At 74.3% G+C, this 17,426-nt stretch carries 16 protein-coding genes; 4 read left to right on the plus strand and 12 right to left on the minus strand.

The genetic code is table 11. The features are described from left to right. Window positions 1–10: 10 nt before the first annotated feature. From A6F73_RS08745 to A6F73_RS08755, 3 genes are read right to left on the minus strand one after another with little or no spacing between them, the layout of a single operon-like run. Window positions 11–691, minus strand: a complete 681-nt coding sequence (locus tag A6F73_RS08745; protein WP_063347264.1) for a response regulator transcription factor — start codon at window positions 689–691, stop codon at window positions 11–13. After that, entirely contained in the window at window positions 669–1,928 is a 1,260-nt protein-coding gene (locus A6F73_RS08750; protein WP_244293333.1) for a DUF5931 domain-containing protein, read from the minus strand. Before A6F73_RS08750 ends, A6F73_RS08745 begins: the two co-directional genes overlap by 23 nt. Window positions 1,929–1,963: 35 nt before the next feature. Continuing rightward, window positions 1,964–2,806: a lysophospholipid acyltransferase family protein gene (locus A6F73_RS08755; protein ID WP_063347265.1), complete on the minus strand. Its 843-nt coding sequence runs from the start codon at window positions 2,804–2,806 to the stop codon at window positions 1,964–1,966. A 256-nt stretch (window positions 2,807–3,062) separates the two neighbouring features. Here A6F73_RS08755 and A6F73_RS08760 point away from each other — a divergent pair, with 256 nt between their 5' ends. After that, entirely contained in the window at window positions 3,063–3,857 is a 795-nt protein-coding gene (locus A6F73_RS08760; protein ID WP_063347266.1) for an alpha/beta fold hydrolase, read from the plus strand. 10 nt (window positions 3,858–3,867) lie between these two features. Further along, the gene (locus tag A6F73_RS42955) at window positions 3,868–4,641 is read left to right on the plus strand and encodes a hypothetical protein (RefSeq protein ID WP_079135537.1); all 774 of its coding nucleotides are present in this window, start codon (window positions 3,868–3,870) and stop codon (window positions 4,639–4,641) included. A 9-nt stretch (window positions 4,642–4,650) separates the two neighbouring features. On the opposite strand, the gene A6F73_RS08770 is transcribed toward A6F73_RS42955, so the two are convergent. The 5 genes from A6F73_RS08770 to A6F73_RS08790 all read right to left on the minus strand — a co-directional run bounded on the left by A6F73_RS08770 (window position 4,651) and on the right by A6F73_RS08790 (window position 8,786). Then, window positions 4,651–5,397: an endonuclease/exonuclease/phosphatase family protein gene (locus tag A6F73_RS08770; RefSeq protein ID WP_063347267.1), complete on the minus strand. Its 747-nt coding sequence runs from the start codon at window positions 5,395–5,397 to the stop codon at window positions 4,651–4,653. Window positions 5,398–5,526: 129 nt separating this feature from the next. Next, a complete protein-coding gene (locus tag A6F73_RS08775; RefSeq protein ID WP_063347268.1) occupies window positions 5,527–6,471 on the minus strand; it encodes an ROK family glucokinase in 945 nt (314 codons plus the stop codon). Window positions 6,472–6,664: 193 nt separating this feature from the next. Next, window positions 6,665–7,042, minus strand: a complete 378-nt coding sequence (locus tag A6F73_RS41360) for a DUF5304 family protein (RefSeq protein WP_063347269.1) — start codon at window positions 7,040–7,042, stop codon at window positions 6,665–6,667. A gap of 85 nt (window positions 7,043–7,127) precedes the next feature. Then, complete coding sequence (locus tag A6F73_RS08785) at window positions 7,128–8,300, minus strand: ArsA-related P-loop ATPase (protein ID WP_063347270.1); 1,173 nt, start codon at window positions 8,298–8,300, stop codon at window positions 7,128–7,130. A 24-nt stretch (window positions 8,301–8,324) separates the two neighbouring features. Continuing rightward, window positions 8,325–8,786, minus strand: coding sequence for an SRPBCC family protein (locus tag A6F73_RS08790; RefSeq protein ID WP_063347271.1), 462 nt, complete (start codon window positions 8,784–8,786; stop codon window positions 8,325–8,327). A 325-nt stretch (window positions 8,787–9,111) separates the two neighbouring features. Here A6F73_RS08790 and A6F73_RS08795 point away from each other — a divergent pair, with 325 nt between their 5' ends. Then, a complete protein-coding gene (locus A6F73_RS08795) occupies window positions 9,112–10,905 on the plus strand; it encodes a long-chain fatty acid--CoA ligase (protein ID WP_063347272.1) in 1,794 nt (597 codons plus the stop codon). A 47-nt stretch (window positions 10,906–10,952) separates the two neighbouring features. Here the strand turns inward: A6F73_RS08795 and A6F73_RS08800 are convergent, their stop codons facing one another. Next, window positions 10,953–12,089 (minus strand): glycosyltransferase family 4 protein, encoded by a 1,137-nt coding sequence (locus A6F73_RS08800; protein WP_063347273.1) that lies wholly within the window; start codon window positions 12,087–12,089, stop codon window positions 10,953–10,955. Between the two features lie 244 nt (window positions 12,090–12,333). Between A6F73_RS08800 and A6F73_RS08805 the strand changes: the two genes are divergently transcribed. Beyond that, window positions 12,334–13,773: a glycosyltransferase family 87 protein gene (locus tag A6F73_RS08805; RefSeq protein ID WP_063347274.1), complete on the plus strand. Its 1,440-nt coding sequence runs from the start codon at window positions 12,334–12,336 to the stop codon at window positions 13,771–13,773. 13 nt (window positions 13,774–13,786) lie between these two features. Here A6F73_RS08805 and A6F73_RS08810 read toward each other — a convergent pair whose 3' ends face one another. The 3 genes from A6F73_RS08810 to A6F73_RS08820 all read right to left on the minus strand — a co-directional run bounded on the left by A6F73_RS08810 (window position 13,787) and on the right by A6F73_RS08820 (window position 17,417). Then, entirely contained in the window at window positions 13,787–14,818 is a 1,032-nt protein-coding gene (locus tag A6F73_RS08810) for a hypothetical protein (protein ID WP_079135538.1), read from the minus strand. A 179-nt stretch (window positions 14,819–14,997) separates the two neighbouring features. Then, complete coding sequence (locus tag A6F73_RS08815) at window positions 14,998–16,044, minus strand: C40 family peptidase (protein ID WP_063347276.1); 1,047 nt, start codon at window positions 16,042–16,044, stop codon at window positions 14,998–15,000. Window positions 16,045–16,271: 227 nt separating this feature from the next. Further along, window positions 16,272–17,417: an NlpC/P60 family protein gene (locus tag A6F73_RS08820; protein WP_063347277.1), complete on the minus strand. Its 1,146-nt coding sequence runs from the start codon at window positions 17,415–17,417 to the stop codon at window positions 16,272–16,274. Window positions 17,418–17,426: the final 9 nt, after the last annotated feature.

The raw sequence follows: 17,426 nt of genomic DNA on the forward strand, positions 1-17,426 counted from the left end.
GCCGGAGCCGTCAGATGTCGTCGTCCAGCCCCTGCTCGATCGCGTACCGCACCAGTTCCACCCGGTTGTGCAGTTGCAGCTTGCCGAGCGTGTTCTGGACGTGGTTCTGCACCGTCCGGTGCGACAGCACCAGCCGGTCGGCGATCTGCCGGTACGACAGGCCCTTGGCCACCAGGCGCAGGACCTCGGTCTCCCGCGCGGTCAGCTGCGGGACGGCCGGCGCGGAGGCCGGGGCCGGTTCGGCGGCCAGCCGGCGGAACTCGCCCAGCACCAGGCCGGCCAGGCCCGGGGTGAACACGGCGTCGCCCACGGCCGTGCGCCGCACCGCGTCCAGCAGTTCCTCCCGCCCGGCCGACTTGACCAGGTACCCGGTCGCGCCGGACTTCACCGCCTCCAGCACGTCCTGGTGCTCGCCGCTGGCCGAGAGCACCAGCACCCGCACCGCCGGGTCCTGCGCGACCACCTGGCGGCACACCTCGGCGCCGGGCAGACCGGGCAGGTTGAGGTCCAGTACGACGACCTGCGGCGAGCAGGCGCGGGCCCGGCGGACGGCCTCCTCGCCGTCGCCCGCGGTGGCCACCACGTCGAGCCCCGCCTCGGCGAGGTCCCGCGAGACGGCGTCGCGCCACATCGGGTGGTCGTCCACGACCATCACCCGTATCGGCCGGTCAGTCGTCGGCTGATCGGTCATCAGAACCCTTCCTCGGGACACGGAGTTCGACCTCGACGCCCTCTCCGGGCGCCGAGTACAGCTCGGCCGTGCCGCCGAGGTCCAGCAGCCGGCCGCGGATGGACTGGGAGACGCCCAGCCGCCCGGCCCGCTCCGCCTCGCCGAGGCGGCCGGGGGCGAAGCCGGGGCCGTCGTCGCGGATGCTGACCGTGACGGCCTGCGGCTCGTCCTCCACCAGGATCCAGGCCCGGGCCCGCTCCCCGGCGTGCCGGCGGACGTTGTCGACGGCGGCGCCGACCGCCGCGGCCAGTTCGCCGGCCGCCCCGGCGGGCAGCAGCACCGGCCCGCCGGGGGCGGACAGCGTGATCCGCTCGTCGGCGTACGGGCGCAGCAGCGCGGTGAGGTCCTGCGGCTCCCCGGCCCCGCACTCCTGCGGGCGCTGCCCCGGGATCGGGCCGCCGGTCATCAGCGCCCGCAGGGCGCGTTCCTGCTCACCGGCCAGTCGGCCGAGTTCGGCGAAGTCGGCGTCGCCGCCCGGGCGTCCACCGGCCGCAGCCGCGGCGCCCTCGGCCGGCCGCGCGGTGAGTTCGGCGCCGTGGCGCTGGACGAGGGCGAGCACCTGGAGCACGCCGTCGTGGATGTCCCGGGAGAGCCGCTCGCGCTCCCGGGTGGCCGCCTCGACCTGGAGTGCCCGGGTGAGCGTCGCCTCGCTGGCGCGGGCCAGTTCGATGACGTAGCCGATGGCGCAGCCGGCCACCATCAGCAGCATGATGTTGTGGATGTTGTCGCCGGTCGGGCCGCCGTGGCCGAGGATGTTGGCGACGCCGATCACCGTGCCCGCGGCGGCCGCCCAGCGCCAGCCGCCCTTGCCGGCGAAGCCGAGCACCGTACCGGCGGCCCAGATGGTCGGCAGGGTGGGCGCGCCGTGGCTGATCCGTACCGGGTCGTCGGTCAGGCCGCTCATCACGATGCCGGTGACGGCGAGGGTGAGGTCGGTGCCGAGCACGTACCAGGTGCAGCGCTGCGGGCCGGCGAAGGCCCGGGTGCTGGCGAGTGTCCAGAGGGTGAGCGTGCCGAGGAAGATCCAGCCGGCGACGGGGTGCAGGAAGTCCAGGTAGGAGTTGAGGTAGCGCAGCAGGGCGTAGCACAGGGCCAGCACCCGGAAGTAGGAGATGGCCTTCCACAACGGCAGTTCGACGGACATGCCCCCGGCCGCGACCGCGCCGCCGACTGCCCCGGTTCTCTCGCCGTCCGTCATCCTTGCGCCCCTCCCCTGGGCCGTGCCCGCGGTCGTCAGGCCGACCCGGTCTCCTTCGGCTCCTGCCCGGACTGCTCGGCCTGCTCGGCCTTCTCCGTCGCGGCGGCCTTGTCGGCGGCGGCCTTCTCGGCATCCGCCTCCGCCTTCTCCGCCTTGGCGGCGGCCTTGCGCTCGGCGTCGGCCTTCTTCTTGTCGTCGGCGATCTGCCGCTTGGCGGCGGTCGCGTAGATGTCCACGTACTCCTGGCCGGAGAGCCGCATGATCTCGTACATCACCTCGTCCGTCACCGAACGGAGGATGAAGCGGTCGTTCTCCATGCCGTGGTAGCGGGAGAAGTCCAGCGGGCGGCCGATCCGGATGCCGGGGCGGGTGCCGAAGTTGGGGATCACCTGACCGGGCGGCTGGACCTTCTCGGTGTCGATCATGGCGACCGGGATGACCGGCGCGCCGGTGGCCAGCGCGACGCGGGCCAGGCCGCCGACCTTGCCGCGGTACAGCTTGCCGTCGGGCGAGCGGGTGCCCTCGGGGTAGACGCCGAACAGCTCGCCGCCGTCCAGCACCGCGATGGCGCTGCGGATCGCGGCCTCGCCCGCGCCGCGCACGCCCGAGCGGTCCACCGGCAGCTGGCCGACGCCCTTGAAGAACGCGGCGGTCAGCCGGCCCTTGATGCCCGGGGTGTTGAAGTACTCGGCCTTCGCGATGAAGGTCACCCGGCGTTTGATCAGCGCGGGGAAGAAGAAGGAGTCCGAGAAGGACAGGTGGTTGCTCGCGATGATGGCCGCGCCCTCGGTGGGGATGTTCTCCTCACCCTCGATCCACGGCCGGAAGAAGATCCGAAGCAGTGGCGCGACGATCATCTTCATCAGTCGGTAGAACAACCCGGGCCTCCTGTTATGCGGACCGGTCGATCCTAATGCCCCGTGGGCTCGGCCCGCGCCCCGCCCCGCCCCGGCGGGCCGCCATCGGACTCCCGCAGGCACTCGCACGGGGGCCGCCGAGAGGGGTGTGCGGCCCGCGCGGAGGCCGCCATGAGGGGTGTACGTCCCGGGCGGGGCCGTGGGACGATGCGGATTCCCGCAGCCTCCCCCTCCAGCGTCCCTCCCCCAGCGCCACCCGCCCGCGAAGGAGTCCGCCATGCCGTTGCTGCCCGGTGCCGAACCGTACCGCCACCACGGCGGACCGGTGGGGGTGCTGCTGTGCCACGGCTTCACCGGATCGCCGCAGTCGCTGCGGCCCTGGGCGGAGGAACTGGCGGCGGCCGGGTTCAGCGTGTCGCTGCCGCTGCTGCCCGGGCACGGCACCCGGTGGCGGGACATGCAGGTCACCCGCTGGGAGGACTGGTACGCCGAGGTCGAGCACGAACTGCTGACGCTCTCCGCCGAGTGCGAGCAGGTCTTCGTCTGCGCGCTGTCGATGGGCGGCGCGCTGGCGCTGCGGCTGGCCGCGCTGCACGGTCCGGCGGTGTCCGGGCTGGTGCTGGTCAACCCGTCGGTGCGCTCGGACAACCCCGCGAGTGCGCTGCTGCCGGTGCTGCGGCACCTCGTGCCGAGCGTGCCCGGGATCGCCGACGACATCGCCAAGCCCGGCGCGGTCGAGCTGGGCTACGACCGGACGCCGCTGAACGCCGCCTGGTCGCTGGGCCGGCTGTGGCGGGACGTCCAACGGCGGCTGCCGCAGGTGACCCAGCCGGTGCTGCTCTTCCGCAGTCCGCAGGACCACGTCGTCTCGCCGGCCAACTCGGAACTGGTGCTGGCCCGGATATCCTCGACCGACGTGACGGAGCGGCTGTGCCAGCGCAGCTTCCACGTCGCGACGCTGGACCACGACGCGGCGGAAATATTCGCGGCCAGCCAGGACTTCATCCGACGGCTGGCCCCCGCGCACGCGGTGGGCGTCACCGGGGTCGAATCCGACGATCACCATGGCTGAAGGGCCGGAAGTGCACGAGAGCAGCACGGCGGGCGGCGGGGACGAGGCACCCCGCGAGGACGGCACGGCGAAGGACAGCACAGCGAAGGACGGCACGGCGAAGGACGGCACCGCGCACAGCGGCGCCCCGGCGGACCGTCCGGGGGCGGACGGCGTCACCGCCCCGGCCGCGGAGGCCGCCGAAGCACCGGCCGCCGACCGGCGCCCGGCCGAACCGGACGCCACCGCGCCCGCGGAGCCCCGCACCCGGCGCGCCCCCGAGCGCAGCCAGGCCGAGCAGGACGAGATCTTCGCCGCCCTGGTCGCCCAGTTCGACGACCCCGTGGACCTCACCAACCCCAACTGGCCGGAGGTCGAGAACCTCCGGGCCCAGAGCGAGCTGAAGGGCGGCTTCAAGGACGCCCCCGGCTCCCGGACCGACCCGGACGACCTCGCCGACCTCGCCCCGCAGCCCCGCCCCCGCTCCGGTCGGCCGGTGATGCCGGCGGCGGGCTCGGGCCCGCGCGACTTCGAGCTGGCCGAGGAGACCGACGAGGACCACTACGTCCCGCCGGAGCCCCCGCCGCTGCCGACCGCCGACGTCACCGCGAAGTTCGCCTGGCTCGCGGTGCTCGGCGGCCCCGCCCTGCTGCTGTTCGACGCGGTGGTGTGGCGGGAGATCGCCGGCTGGCCGGCCTGGGTCGGGATCACCGCCTTCCTCGGCGGCTTCGTCACCCTGGTGACCCGGATGAAGGACCGCGACGAGGACGAGCCCGAGGACCCGGACAACGGCGCGGTCGTCTGAGCCAAGCTCCTAAGCCTCCGGCAGCTCCAGCACCGCGAGCACCGGCAGGTGGTCGGTCGCGGCGCGCAGGTCGGCCTCGGTGACGCCGGGCAGCCCGTGCGGCACCCCGCAGCCGAGGACGGTGATCCCGGGCGTGGCGAACACGGCGTCGATCCGCTGGTAGGGGCGCTCGGGGACGGACGTGAACTCGCCGCCCCAGGGCGCGGTCGGGTACCCGTCCTGGAGCCGCGCGGCCAGCAGCTGCCAGCCCCTGCCGTCCGGGTGCTCGTTGAAGTCCCCTGCCACGATGCCGTGTTCGGCGATCCCGAGCTGGTCGAGCAGCAGCTCGAACTGGCCGTACCGCTCGTCGGCGTCCAGGCTGAGGTGGCAGCTGGTGAGGGTGAACGGCGCCGTTCCGGGCAGTCGCAGCAGCGCGGTGGCGAAGCCGCGGGCGTGCAGGCCGCGGGTCTTGGGCAGCAGCCGGTCGTGCACGCCCAGCAGTTGCGCCGCGCCGGGCCGGCCGAGCAGCAGCGGCCCGGCGGCGGTCCGGCCGCCGCCGGCCAGGACGACCGTCCCGGTGCTCCGGGCCAGCCGGGCGGCCTGGCCCTCGGGCCGCCAGTAGCGCGGTGACTCCTGGATGCAGACCAGGTCGGGTGCGCAGGCCCGGATCACCCGGGCCAGCGCCCGCCGGTCGTCCCGCAGCGAGCGGATGTTGTAGCTGAGCAGGCGCAGCCGGCGCGGGCCGGGCGGCGGCGGTTCGGCGGGTGCCGTGGTCATGGTCCTGGTCCTCCCCGTACGTGGTGCGTGGGACGACCGTACGGCAGGGCCGGGGGCGTGCGTCGGCGGCGGCGCGTCCGGGGTTGGTCGGGGTCCGGTCGCACCGCCGCCGGCGGGTTCAGGGGGTGGCTACGCGGTGCGGGCCAGGTCGGCGGCGCCGACGATGCCGGCGGCGGAGCCCATCGAGGCCAGCACGACCTCGGCGCGCGGGCGGTGGATGCCGCCGGTGAGGTAGTGCTCGAAGGCCTTGGCGACCGGGTCGAGCAGCAGGCGGCCGGAGTCGGAGACGCCGCCGCCGAGGACGAAGACGCCCGGGTCGAAGAGCGCGGCGAGGTCGGCCATGCCGCGGCCGAGCCAGTCGGCCAGTTCGGCGTAGCACTCCAGGGCGAGCGGGTCGCCCTCCTCGGCCGCCTCGGTGATGTGGATGCCGCGGATGGTCTCGGCGACGCCGTCGTTGAGCTCCAGCATCCGCCGGCCGCGCACCTGGTCGGCGGCGGCCTTCTCCCGACCGTAGCGGCGCAGCGCCCGCCCGGAGCCGTACTGCTCCCAGCAGCCCTTGCCGCCGCAGCCGCAGGTCAGGCCGTCGGGGACCATGTTGAGGTGGCCGATCTCGCCGGCCACGCCGAACCGGCCGCGGTGCAGCCGGCCGTCGAGGACGATGCCGCCGCCGATGCCGGTGCCGACGGTGATCAGCACCATGTCCTGGTGGTCGGCGGCGGCGCCGAAGCGGAACTCGGCCCAGGCGGCGCAGTTGGCGTCGTTCTCGACGACGGTGTCCAGGCCGGCGAGCTCCTCGATGCGGCCGCGCAGCGGCTCGTTCTCCCAGTCGATGTTGGGCGCGAAGATCACCGTGGAACGGTTGCTGTCCACGAAGCCGGGGGCGCCGACGCCGACGGCGGTGACGTCGGGGTGCTGCTCCTTGAGCTCGCGCACGGCCTGCGCGATGGCATCGACCGCCCACTGCGGATCGGCCGGGGTGGGCACCCTGGTCCGGGCCAGGATCGCGCCCGCCTCGTCGACCACGCCTGCCGCGATCTTGGTCCCGCCGACATCGACGCCGATGGTCAGAGCCATGTGTCCCTCAGCTATTCACTCGTTCCCGCTGGGCGGAACGGTACCGCCCAACCCTGCCCCCCGTACACAGCCTCGCATACATTAACCGAAGACAATCATGGACCAACCGGGCCGTGACGCTTCAAAAGTCGTATCTAATCGCCCGCTTCGTCACGCACCAGAGCAACGCGATCACGGTTCGAAGGTTACGGATTCACTGCTTGGCGGACGCCTCGTCAGGCGTGTCGAGGTCGATCCGCTCGGTGGCGGCGCCCCCGCCGGCCGTCCAGCGGTGCTCGTGGCCGGCCACCGCGGCCCGGTAGGCGGCCAGCAGTTCGGTGCCCGCGGCGGCCAGTCCGGAGCCGGCGGCGGCGAGGTGGGAGTAGACCTCGGGCTGCTGGGTGCGCAGCCGGTCGGCCAGCCCGGAGAGGGTGATCAGGGTGTCGGCGCTCGCCTCCTGCGCCTTCTGGCCGACGGCGGAGACGAGCTTGCGCACCTCGTCCACCAGCGGGCCCAGCTCCGGCCCGAACGGGTGGGCCTGCGGGCCGCCCGGCTCGGCGGTGGGCTCGGTCCGGTCGTCGGTGCTGGTCATCGCGGGCGCCTCCTCAGCCGGGGCCGCACCCCGCGGCCCTCGGGCCCGACGCTACCGGACAGCCCGTAGGGGCCCCGAAAGCACTTCAGCCCCGGGGCCAGAGCGCCGGGTCGGGCGCGAACCGCACCGAGAGCGCCCCGTCGTGCAGGCTCGCGCCGGCCACCGTGCAGCGGCGCAGCGCGGACGGCAGGGTGAGCACCCGGCGGTGGGCGCCGAGGCCGACGACCAGTTCGTCGCCGCGCCGGACGAGGTCCAGCTCGGCCCGGTCGGCGCCGGGCAGCGCGAGGTGCCAGACCAGCAGGCCCTCCTCGGCGAGGCGGTCCTCGACCGGCCAGGGCTCGGGGGCCAGCCGCTCCGGGCCGGGCCCGTCCCCGTACAGCCGGTCGGCGACGGCCTCCAGGGTGGCCTCGGCCAGTCCGGTGGCCAGCACCGGGGCGTCGGTCTCGGCCGCGAGCTCGGCCAGCTCCTCCCGGCGGCGGCGGGCCAGCGCGGCCAGCCACGGGTCCGGCGAGTCGGCCGCGCCCTCGGGCAGCACGCCGTGCACCACGACGGCGTCCGGCCGGTGGCCGTGCAGGGCCAACCCGGCCCGGATCCGGCCCAGTTCCTGGTACGGGTGGCCGTCGGCGGGCACGACCAGGCGCACGCTGGTGCCGGGCGCGGCGATCGCGGCGCGGGACTCGGCGAGCACCGCGGCGGCCTTGGTCCGCCCCTCGTACAGCCACTCGGCGGGCATCGGCACGCCGGCCAGGCCGGCCAGCAGCGGGCGCAGCGCCCGGGCCGCCTGCCGCTGCTCGGGGACGAGCCGGTCCAGGTAGCGCTCCAACTGCTCGGGCAGGGCGAGGGTGGCGATCAGCTCGGCGGGCGGCGGGGCGAGCACGACCAGGACGTCCTGGTCGGCGGCGGGCAGGGCGCGCAGCAGGGCGATCCGGGCGATGCCGGGGAGGGCGGTCAGCTCCTCGGGGTCGAGCTGCTCGGCGCCGAGCAGGTCGAGGGCGGGCTTGAGCCGGCTGGTGAGCTCGCCGGCGGCGTACCGGAAGGCGGCCTGCTCGTCGATCCGGGAGACGGTCAGGCCGGGTGCGCAGCGGGCCGGTTCGGGCTCCAGGCGGGTGCCGAGGACGCCGTCCAGGGCGCGGTGCGGGTCGTCGGCGGCCAGCAGCCAGGTGCGGTGGCCGCGCCGGGCCGCGTGCAGGGCGGTGGCGGCGGCCACCACGGGCGCGCCCGCGTCGCCGCTGACCAGGATGATGCGTGTCGCCGTCATGCCGTCGGCCCCCGTTCCGCCGCGTCAGCCCTGGACGGGCTTCTTGCCGTCGGCGTCCTCGACGCGCTTCTTCAGACCGGCCAGGGCGCGGTCGATGATGACCTTCTCGGCCTTGCGCTTGATCATGCCGAGCATCGGGATCTTGACGTCCACGGCGAGCTGGTACGTCACCTCGGTGCGGCTGCCGGAGAGCGGGGCGAGGGTGTAGGAGCCGTCCAGCGAGCGGAGCATCTGGCTGCGCACGAGGGTCCAGCCGACCTCGCGGTCGCCGTCCCAGGTGTAGGCGAGGACGTGCTCGTCACGGATGGCGCCGGCGTCGAGCAGCAGGCGGACCTGGGCGGCGCGGCCGTTCTCGCCGGCTTCCAGGACCTCGACCTCCTTGACCTCGCCGGTCCAGGCCGGGTAGGCGGCGAAGTCGGCGATCACGGCCATGACCGTGGCCGGGGTCGCGTCGATGGTGATGCTCGACCTGGTGTGCTCCGCCATGGAATGGCCCTCCGCGTCGTCCCTCTGCCTGCCGGTCCGGTCGAGCGTGCTCGGCCTTGTCCGCCCGGAGCAGGCTACCGCGACCGGCGATCGGCTCGGCCGCGCGGGCCGCGGCTCGGCGGGGGCCCGGCGCCGGTCGGCGGGGCATGCTACCGGCCGGTCACCTCGGGGCTGTCGTAGGGTGCCATTCGAACGACCCGGTCACGGCCTGGTCGGACCCGGCCGGGTGTGACACTTCGAACACCGGAGCCGACCCCCCTGGTCGAAGCTGCCTACCGGGCAGTAACGTCCTGCCGTCCCGCAGCGTCGCGAACGAGGAGCAGTCTTGCTCGACTTCAGCCTTCCGGCTCTCTACCAGGTACCCAGCGGCGGTAATCTCTCCGACCCTGTGCACCGGAACGCAGCGGAGCACCCGGATGTCGCGGTGCTCAGCCGTAAGGTGGACGGCCGCTGGCAGGAGTTGACCGCGGTGCAGTTCCTGGCCGAGGTGCACGCCGCCGCCAAGGGCCTGATCGCCGCGGGCATCGAGCCGGGCGACCGGGTGGGCGTCATGTCCCGCACCCGGTACGAGTGGACGCTGCTGGACTTCGCGATCTGGACGGCCGGCGCGATCACCGTCCCGGTGTACGAGACCTCCTCCGCCGAGCAGGTCGAGTGGATCCTCGGCGACTCCGGCGCGGTCGCCGTCGTCACCGAGACCGACCAGCACGTCAAGGTCGTCGACGAGGTCCGCGGCCGGCTCACCGGGCTGAAGCACACCTGGCAGATCGAGGGCGGCGCGATCGCCGCGCTGGCCGAGGCCGGGAAGGACGTCCCGGACGAGACGGTGCAGGAGCGCCGCTCGACCGCGACCGCCGACTCGATCGCCACCATCGTCTACACCTCGGGCACCACCGGCCGCCCGAAGGGCTGTCAGCTGACGCACGCCAACTTCCTCGCCGAGTGCGGCAACGTGGTGGAACGCCTGGCCCCGCTGTTCCGCACCGGCGACAGCTCCGTCCTGCTGTTCCTCCCGCTGGCCCACGTGCTCGGCCGGATCGCCGAGATCGCCACCGCGATGGCGCCGATCAAGCTGGGCCACGTCTCCGACATCAGGGACGTCACCGCCGAGCTGGCCGCCTTCAAGCCGAGCCTGATCCTGGGCGTGCCGAGAGTCTTCGAGAAGGTCTACAACACCGCCCGCGCCAAGGCCCAGGCCGACGGCAAGGGCAAGATCTTCGACAAGGCCGCCGACACCGCGATCGCCTACAGCCGGGCGCTGGACGCCGGCGGCGCGGGCCTGGTCCTGCGGATCAAGCACGCGGTCTTCGACAAGCTGGTCTACAGCAAGCTGCGCGCCGCCCTCGGCGGCCGGGCCACCCACGCCATCTCCGGCGGCGCCCCGCTCGGCGAGCGGCTGGGCCACTTCTACCGGGGCATCGGCTTCACCGTCCTGGAGGGCTACGGCCTGACCGAGACCTGCGCGGCCACCGCCTTCAACCCGTGGGACAAACCGAAGATCGGCACGGTCGGCCAGCCGGTCCCCGGCGCCTCGGTGCGGATCGCCGAGGACGGCGAGGTCTTCTTCAAGGGCCCGCACGTCTTCACCGGCTACTGGAACAACCCGCAGGCCACCGCCGACACCCTCAAGGACGGCTGGATCGCCACCGGCGACCTCGGCTCGCTGGACTCCGAGGGCTACCTGACCATCACCGGCCGCAAGAAGGAGATCATCGTCACCGCAGGCGGCAAGAACGTCGCCCCGGCCGTGATCGAGGACCGCATCCGGGCGCACGCGCTGGTCGGCGAGGTCATGGTGGTCGGCGACCGCAAGCCCTTCGTGGCCTGCCTGGTCACCGTCGACCCGGACTTCTTCCCCAAGTGGAAGGAGCTCAACGGCAAGCCCGCCACCGCCACGGTGGCCGAGCTGAGCCAGGACCCTGACCTGCTGGCCGCCCTCCAGGCCGCGGTGGACGACGGCAACGCGGCCGTCTCGCACGCCGAGGCGGTCAAGAAGTTCCGCCTGCTGGACACCGAGTTCTCCGAGGAGAGCGGCCACCTGACGCCCTCCCTCAAGCTCAAGCGCAACCTCGTGCTGAAGGACTTCGCCGCCGACATCGAGGCGATCTACCAGAAGTAGCCGCAGGGCCCCGCCTCCGCGGAAGGAGGCGGGGCCCGCTCACGTACCTAGGCCGCCAGCAGCGAGGTCAGCCGCCCGGCCAGCAGGTCCCAGCGCCAGGAGCGCTCCACCCAGCGCCGCCCGGCCTCGCCCATCCGCCGCCGCAGCTCCTCGTCGCCCAGCAGCCGGACGATCCGCTCGGCGGCCGCGGCGGCCGAGCCGCCCGGCACCACGTACCCGGTCTCGCCCTCCAGCACCGCGTCCGGCGCGCCGCCGGAGTCGCCCGCGACCACCGGCAGACCGGTCGCCGAGGCCTCCAGGTAGACGATGCCCAGGCCCTCGACGTCCAGCCCCCCGCGCCTGGTCCGGCAGGGCATCGCGAAGACGTCCCCGGCCCCGTAGTGGGCGGGCAGCTCCTCCCACGGCACCGAGCCGGTGAAGCGCACCGAGGCCCGGACTCCCCTGGCGTCGGCCAGCTTCTCCAGGTCCGCCCGGTACGGGCCGCCGCCGACGATCAGCAGCACGGCGTCCGGCACGTCGGCGAGGATCTGCGGCATCGCCTCGATCAGCGTGTCCTGCCCCTTGCGCGGCACCAGCCGGGAGACGCAGACCACCACCGGCCGGTCCGCCAGCCCGAGCCGGCGACGCACCTCGGCGCCCCCCGAGCCCGGGTGGAAGGTCGTCTCGTCCACGCCCGGCGGCAGCTGCACCATCCGGGCCGCGGCCTGCGGCCCGACCGCGCCCGCGATCCGGGACCGGGTGTACTCCCCCAGGTACGTCAGCACGTCGGTGCCCGCGCCGATCCGCCGCAGCAGCTGCCGGGCGGCCGGCAGCTGGGCCCAGGCGGCCTCGTGCCCGTGGGTCATGCCGAGCAGCCGCGCCGCACCGGCCCGGCGCAGCGCGGGCGCCATCAGCCCGAGCGGGGCGGCGGCGCCGAACCAGACCGAGTCGCACTTCTCCGCCCGCAGGATCTCGGCGGCCCGCCGGGTGACCCGCGGTGTGGGAACCATCACCTTCGTCCGGTCCCGGATCACCGGGAACGGCTGCTCGGCGTCGAAGCGGGCCACCTCGGTGCCGTCCCGCCAGGTCGAGGCGTACACCACGATGCTCCCGGCGGGCTGACGTACAGCCATGTTGTGCACGAAGGCCTGGATGCCGCCGGGGCGGGGCGGGAAGTCGTTGGTGACGATCAAGGTTCGGTGCATTCAGGCCACGGCTCGCTTGTCGGGGGGTGCGCGGTGTACCGCTGGGTGATCCGTACGATAGGTCAACACCATGACCCGCCGGGAACGGATCCGCGCACGGCAACCGTTTCACCCCCGGGTCAGTCCTAGAACCTAGGCGGCCGGTGGCGGCCCGGCCCAGCGTGCCGTGCCCGCCCCTCCGACCGCCCGGGCGTCCGTCGCGCGGCGCCTCCGGTGGGACGTCCGAGACGAACGAGGGAGCGCAGTGGAGTTGGCCCCGGCCACCGAGTCCGGTACACCCAGCGGCGCCGCCGGCCCCGGCCCGACGCCGGCCGCCCGGCAGGAGCCGGCCCGTGCCCCCGGCCGCCCGTTCGGGGCGCTCGCCGCACTCGGCGCCACCTGGCTGGCCACCCGGACGGTGCTGGTGCTGCTGATGACCGGCGTGGTCAAGGGGCTCGGCGGGGACATCACCGCCGACGTCTGGATGATCTACCACGCCTGGTACGGCGTCCTGCAGACCGGCACCTTCCCGTTCGACGACGTGACCTGGCAGTACCCGCCCGGCGCGGCCCTGGTGATCCTGCTGCCGGGCCTGCTGCCCTGGTCGTACCTGGTCTCCTTCTGGGTGATCTGCGGGATCGCCGACATCGCCGCCACCGCCCTGCTGGTCCGCACCGGACTGCGCCGGGGCCGGGCACTGACCGGCGCCTGGATGTGGGTGGTGGCCGTGCCGCTGCTCGGCCCGATGGTCTACAACCGGCTGGACATCATCGTCACCACGATCGCCCTGGCCGGCCTGCTGGCGCTGATCCGCCGCCCGGCGATCGGCGGGATGCTGCTCGGCCTGGGCGGGATCATCAAGATCTGGCCGCTGCTCGCCCTGATCGGCACCCCCTCCGGCCGCCGCACCCGCCGCGCCTGGACGCTGGCCGCGGCCACCGCCGTCTCGGTGGGCTTCCTGCTCGCGGCCGGGATGAACGGCGCCTTCGGCTTCCTCGCCTTCCAGAAGGAGCGCGGCATCGAGGTGGAGTCGCTCGGCGCGCTGCCGCTGCACTTCGCCCGGCTCGCGGACGCCTGGGACGGCAAGGTCACCATGAACTACGGCTCCCCGGAGATGCTCGGGCCGTGGGTCCCCGTGATCAGCAAGGTGATGATGGCCGGCACCGTGCTGGGCTTCGCCTGGCTGCTGCTCTGGCGCTTCACCGCCAAGCGCCGCAACGCGGCCACCATGTACGACGCGGCGCTCAGCGCGCTGCTCATCTTCACCGTCACCAGCCGGGTGATCAGCCCGCAGTACCTGGTCTGGCTGATCGGCGTCGCCGCGGTCTGCCTGACCGTGCGCGGCAGCAGCCAGCGGCCGGTGGCCCTGCTGATCCTGCTCGCCTGCCCGCTGACGCTGGCCGAGTTCCCGCTGATGTTCAGCCGGATCCTCGCCAGCGAGCCCTGGGGCGTCACCGTGCTCAGCCTGCGCAACCTGCTGCTGCTGGCCGCCACCGTGCTCTCCTGCATCCGGCTCTGGCGCGCCACCCGCGGCCCGGCACAGCTCCCGGCGACGGTGGTGCTGGCCAAGCCCGAGGCGGTGCCCGCCGGCGCCTACCCGGTGCGCCCCGGCATCGCCTACGAGCAGGACCTGCTGGACGGCATCGACCGGCCCGGCACTCCGGCCAGGCAGCGGCCCGGCACCCCGGCCAGGCAGCGGCGCTGAACGACGCGCGCCTTCAATCGCGCAGCGCGGCCACCTCGGCCAGCCAGAGCCGGGTGAACTCGGCCAGGCCGACGCCCGGTCCGGCCCGGAGCAGCCGGTCGAGCCGGCGGTCCCGGTCCTCCCCCTGCCCGTCGGCCGCGCCGACCGCCCGGTAGAACGCCACGAGCCGCTCGGGCCCGTAGCGCCGGGCGATCAGCTCGCAGACGAACCAGGCCTGCTCGTACGCCTGCGCGATGCCGTCGGCGCCCGCGGTGAAGTCCCGGTCGGCGGGCAGCGCGGTGGGCAGCCGGCCGGCGGCGACGTCCCGGGCCAGCTCGGGGGCGATCTGCTGCGGGCGCCGGCCGGAGCCCCGGTAGGCGGTCCAGTCGGCGACGCCCTCGGAGAGCCAGAGCGGTGTCCAGGCCCGGGTGTCGGCCCTGGTCGCGACGTGGGTGGCCTCGTGGGTGACGACCACCTGCCGGCCGAAGTCGCTGAGCCGCCCGAACGTCCCGGGGTTGACCAGCACCCGGTCGGCGGGGGTGTGCCAGGGCGCGCCGGCGGCGGCCGAGGTGACCGCCGCCATGCCCGTCCAGCCCGCCGGGTCGACCTCCAGCAGCCGGGCGAACTGCTCTGCGGTAGCGGGCACTTCGAGCAGCAGGCGGCCCGCCCAGCCGGTGCCCCAGGCCTCGCTCACGGCGGGCACGGCCCGGTCCGCCACCGCGACCAGGCCGGCCGGGTCGGGTCCGTCGGCCAGGCCCAGCACCAGGCAGTGCGCGCCCGCCGCGGACCGGGCGGAGCCGAGGTCCCAGAGTGCCGGGGGCCCGCTCGCGCTCTCCTCCCGGTCGACCCGCCAGCTGCCGCCGGCCCGGACCAGGTCGATCCGGCGCGGGTACACCACCGGGTAGTCGTCGTACCCGGTGATCCGGACCGCCAGGTCGGCGGCGGCCGTGAGCCGCTCCGGCCCGGCGTCCGCGCCGAGCACCAGGTTGCGGTAGCCGGCCTCGATCGCCGCCGGTCCGGACCAGGAGGGCAGCGCCCGGGCCCGCGCGTCCAACAGTGCGGCCACCTCGGCCCGCCGGTCCGCCGCCCACCGGTCCGCCGCCCGCCCGGCCGCCGAGGGGGCCGCCGGCGGCAGCGACAGCTGGGCCAGCCCGCCGGCCGCGAGCAGCAGCGCACCGCGCCGGGACAGCGTCCGGCGGGCGCCGTCTATCGGGTGGGGGGTGTCGGGGTCGGACGGTGCCGGGCTCAGAGCCGGACCACCCCCGCGACCGGCATCGCGTTGACGCTCTCGTAGCGGACCCTGGCGCCCGGGTAGGGGGCGTGCACGATCACCCCGCCGCCGGCGTACATCCCGACGTGGTGCATGTCCCGGTAGAAGATCACCAGGTCTCCCGGCCGCGCTTCGGAGAGGCTGACCCGCTGCCCGGCGTACGCCTGGGCCTGCGAGGTGCGCGGCAGGGTCACTCCGGCCTGCCGCCAGCTGTAGTACATCAGACCGGAGCAGTCGAAGGCGCGGGGCCCGGTGGATCCGTAGAGGTAGGGCGAGCCGATCATCCGCACCGCGGCGGCCAGCGCGGCCGCCCCGCGCTCGGAGGCGGGCGGGGCCGTGCCGAGGTCCAGCCGGTCGGTGCCCCGGGTGGCGCGCTGCTCGGCCTCCTGGGCGTCCTGGGCGGCCATCCGGGCCCGCTCGGCGACGCCCAGGCTGTTCAGCAGCCGCTGGGCCTTGGTGAGCCGCTGCTGGATCTGCTGCTTGCTGTCGGCGAGCGAGCGGCGGGCCTGGTCGAGTTCGGCGAGCTTGCCGGCGGTCTCGGTGCGGCGCTGGTCGAGCCGGCGCTGGCGGGTGGCCAGTTCGTGCAGGGTCTCCTGCTGCCGCTCGGCGGCCTGGTCGAGGGTGCGGGCCCGGGACAGGTAGCCCTCCGGGTCGGTGGAGAGCATCAGCTGGACGGTCTGGGCCATGCCGCCGCCGCGGTACTCGGCGCCGGCCACGGTGGCGAGGTCGCCGCGCAACTGGTTGAGCTGCTCCTGGGCGACGGCGATCTCGCCCTGGAGGACGGTCGTCTCGCCCTGGAGGCGCTGCTGCGTCTCCAGGGCGGCGTTGTACTTCTCGGACGCCTGCTCGGCCTCGCCGTAGAGCTGTTCCACCTGCGCCTTGACGTCCTTGCGGGTGGGCGTGTCCGGCACGGCGGGGGCGGCCTGGGCGCTGCCGCCCGCCGTCACGCCCAGGGCGGTGGTGGCGGCCGCGGTCAGCACCAGCGCACGGGCGAGCAGTTGGGGACGACGGTGCACGGGCATGGCGGCAGCGGCTCCGATCCGGCGGTGGGGCCCCGCCGCCGCACCAACGCGGGCGGCCCTGGAAGCGGAGTCCGGTGGCAGACGTTAGCGAGTCCGGGCAACCGAGTCCAAACCCCTGCCAACCCGAATATTTGACCCGTAATCGGACATCAGTCCGAGGCGCCGGAAAAGCCGCAGGCCCGGCCTTCCGTGGTGGAAGGCCGGGCCTGGGAGGGCCTGCGCGGGGATCAGACCCGCACGATGGAGGTCAGCGGCATGTTGCCGACCGCCTCGTAGCGGACCGACGCGCCGGGCTTGGGCGCGTGCAGCACCTGGCCGTTGCCGGCGTAGATGCCGACGTGGTGGGCGTCCCCGTAGAAGATCAGCAGGTCGCCGGGCTGGGCCTGGGAGAGGTCGGTGCCGATCCGGGTACCGGCGTGGGCCTGCTCCTGCGAGGTGCGCGGCAGCGCCACGTCGACCTGGTTGAACGCCCAGACCATCAGGCCCGAGCAGTCGAAGGAGCCGGGGCCGGAGGCGCCGTAGACGTACGGGCTGCCGATCTTGGAGGCGGCGATGGACAGCGCCGCGGCGCCGCGCGAGCTGCCGGCGCTCGGCTTGGTGACCGGCGCGGCGGGGGCCTGCGACGCGCTCAGGTCGGTGCGGCTGTTGTCGCGGGAGGAGCGGTCGGCGGCCTGCTGGGCCGCCGCCTGCTGCTGGGCGGCCTTCGCGGCGGCGTCGGCCTTCGCCTTGGCCTCGGCGGCGGCCTTCTCCTCGGCCGCGCGGATCGCCTGGCGCTCCTGCTCGGACAGGGTGTTGAAGAGGTCCTGCGCGGCCTTGAGCTTGCCCTGGACCTCGTCCTTGGCACTCTTCAGCTGCTGGGTGGTGGTCTCCATCTCGGCGAGCTTGCCCTGGGCCTCGGAGCGCACCTGGTCGAGCTTGCGCTGCTCGTCCTGGAGCTGCTTGAGCTGGCCCTTCTGGGTGCCGCCGGCCTGGTTCAGCGTGTCGGCCTGGCTCAGGAAGGTGTCCGGGCTGGCGGAGAACATCAGCTGGACGGTCTGCGATATGCCGCCGTTGCGGTACTGCTCGCCGGCGATCTCGGCCAGGCCGCCCTGAAGGTCGGTCACCTGCCCCTGCTGCCGCGCCACCTGGTCCTGGAGGTCGGTGACCTGCTTCTGCAGCTGCTGCTGCTTCTCCTGGGCGGCGTTGAGCTTCTCGGTCGCGACCTCGGCCTGCTCGTTGAGCTGGTCGACCTGCTCCTTGACCTGGTCCTTGGTCGGCTGCGGGTCGGCGTGGGCGCCGGACTGCGCGGACAGCGCGACGGCCGCGGCGGCGAAGCCGGTCATGATCGAGACCCGGGTGCGACTAGCGGGCTTGGGACGACGATGGGACGCCACGAAGGCGGA

This window comes from Streptomyces sp. MJM8645 (assembly GCF_001625365.1).
Classification (GTDB): Bacteria; Actinomycetota; Actinomycetes; order Streptomycetales; family Streptomycetaceae; genus Kitasatospora.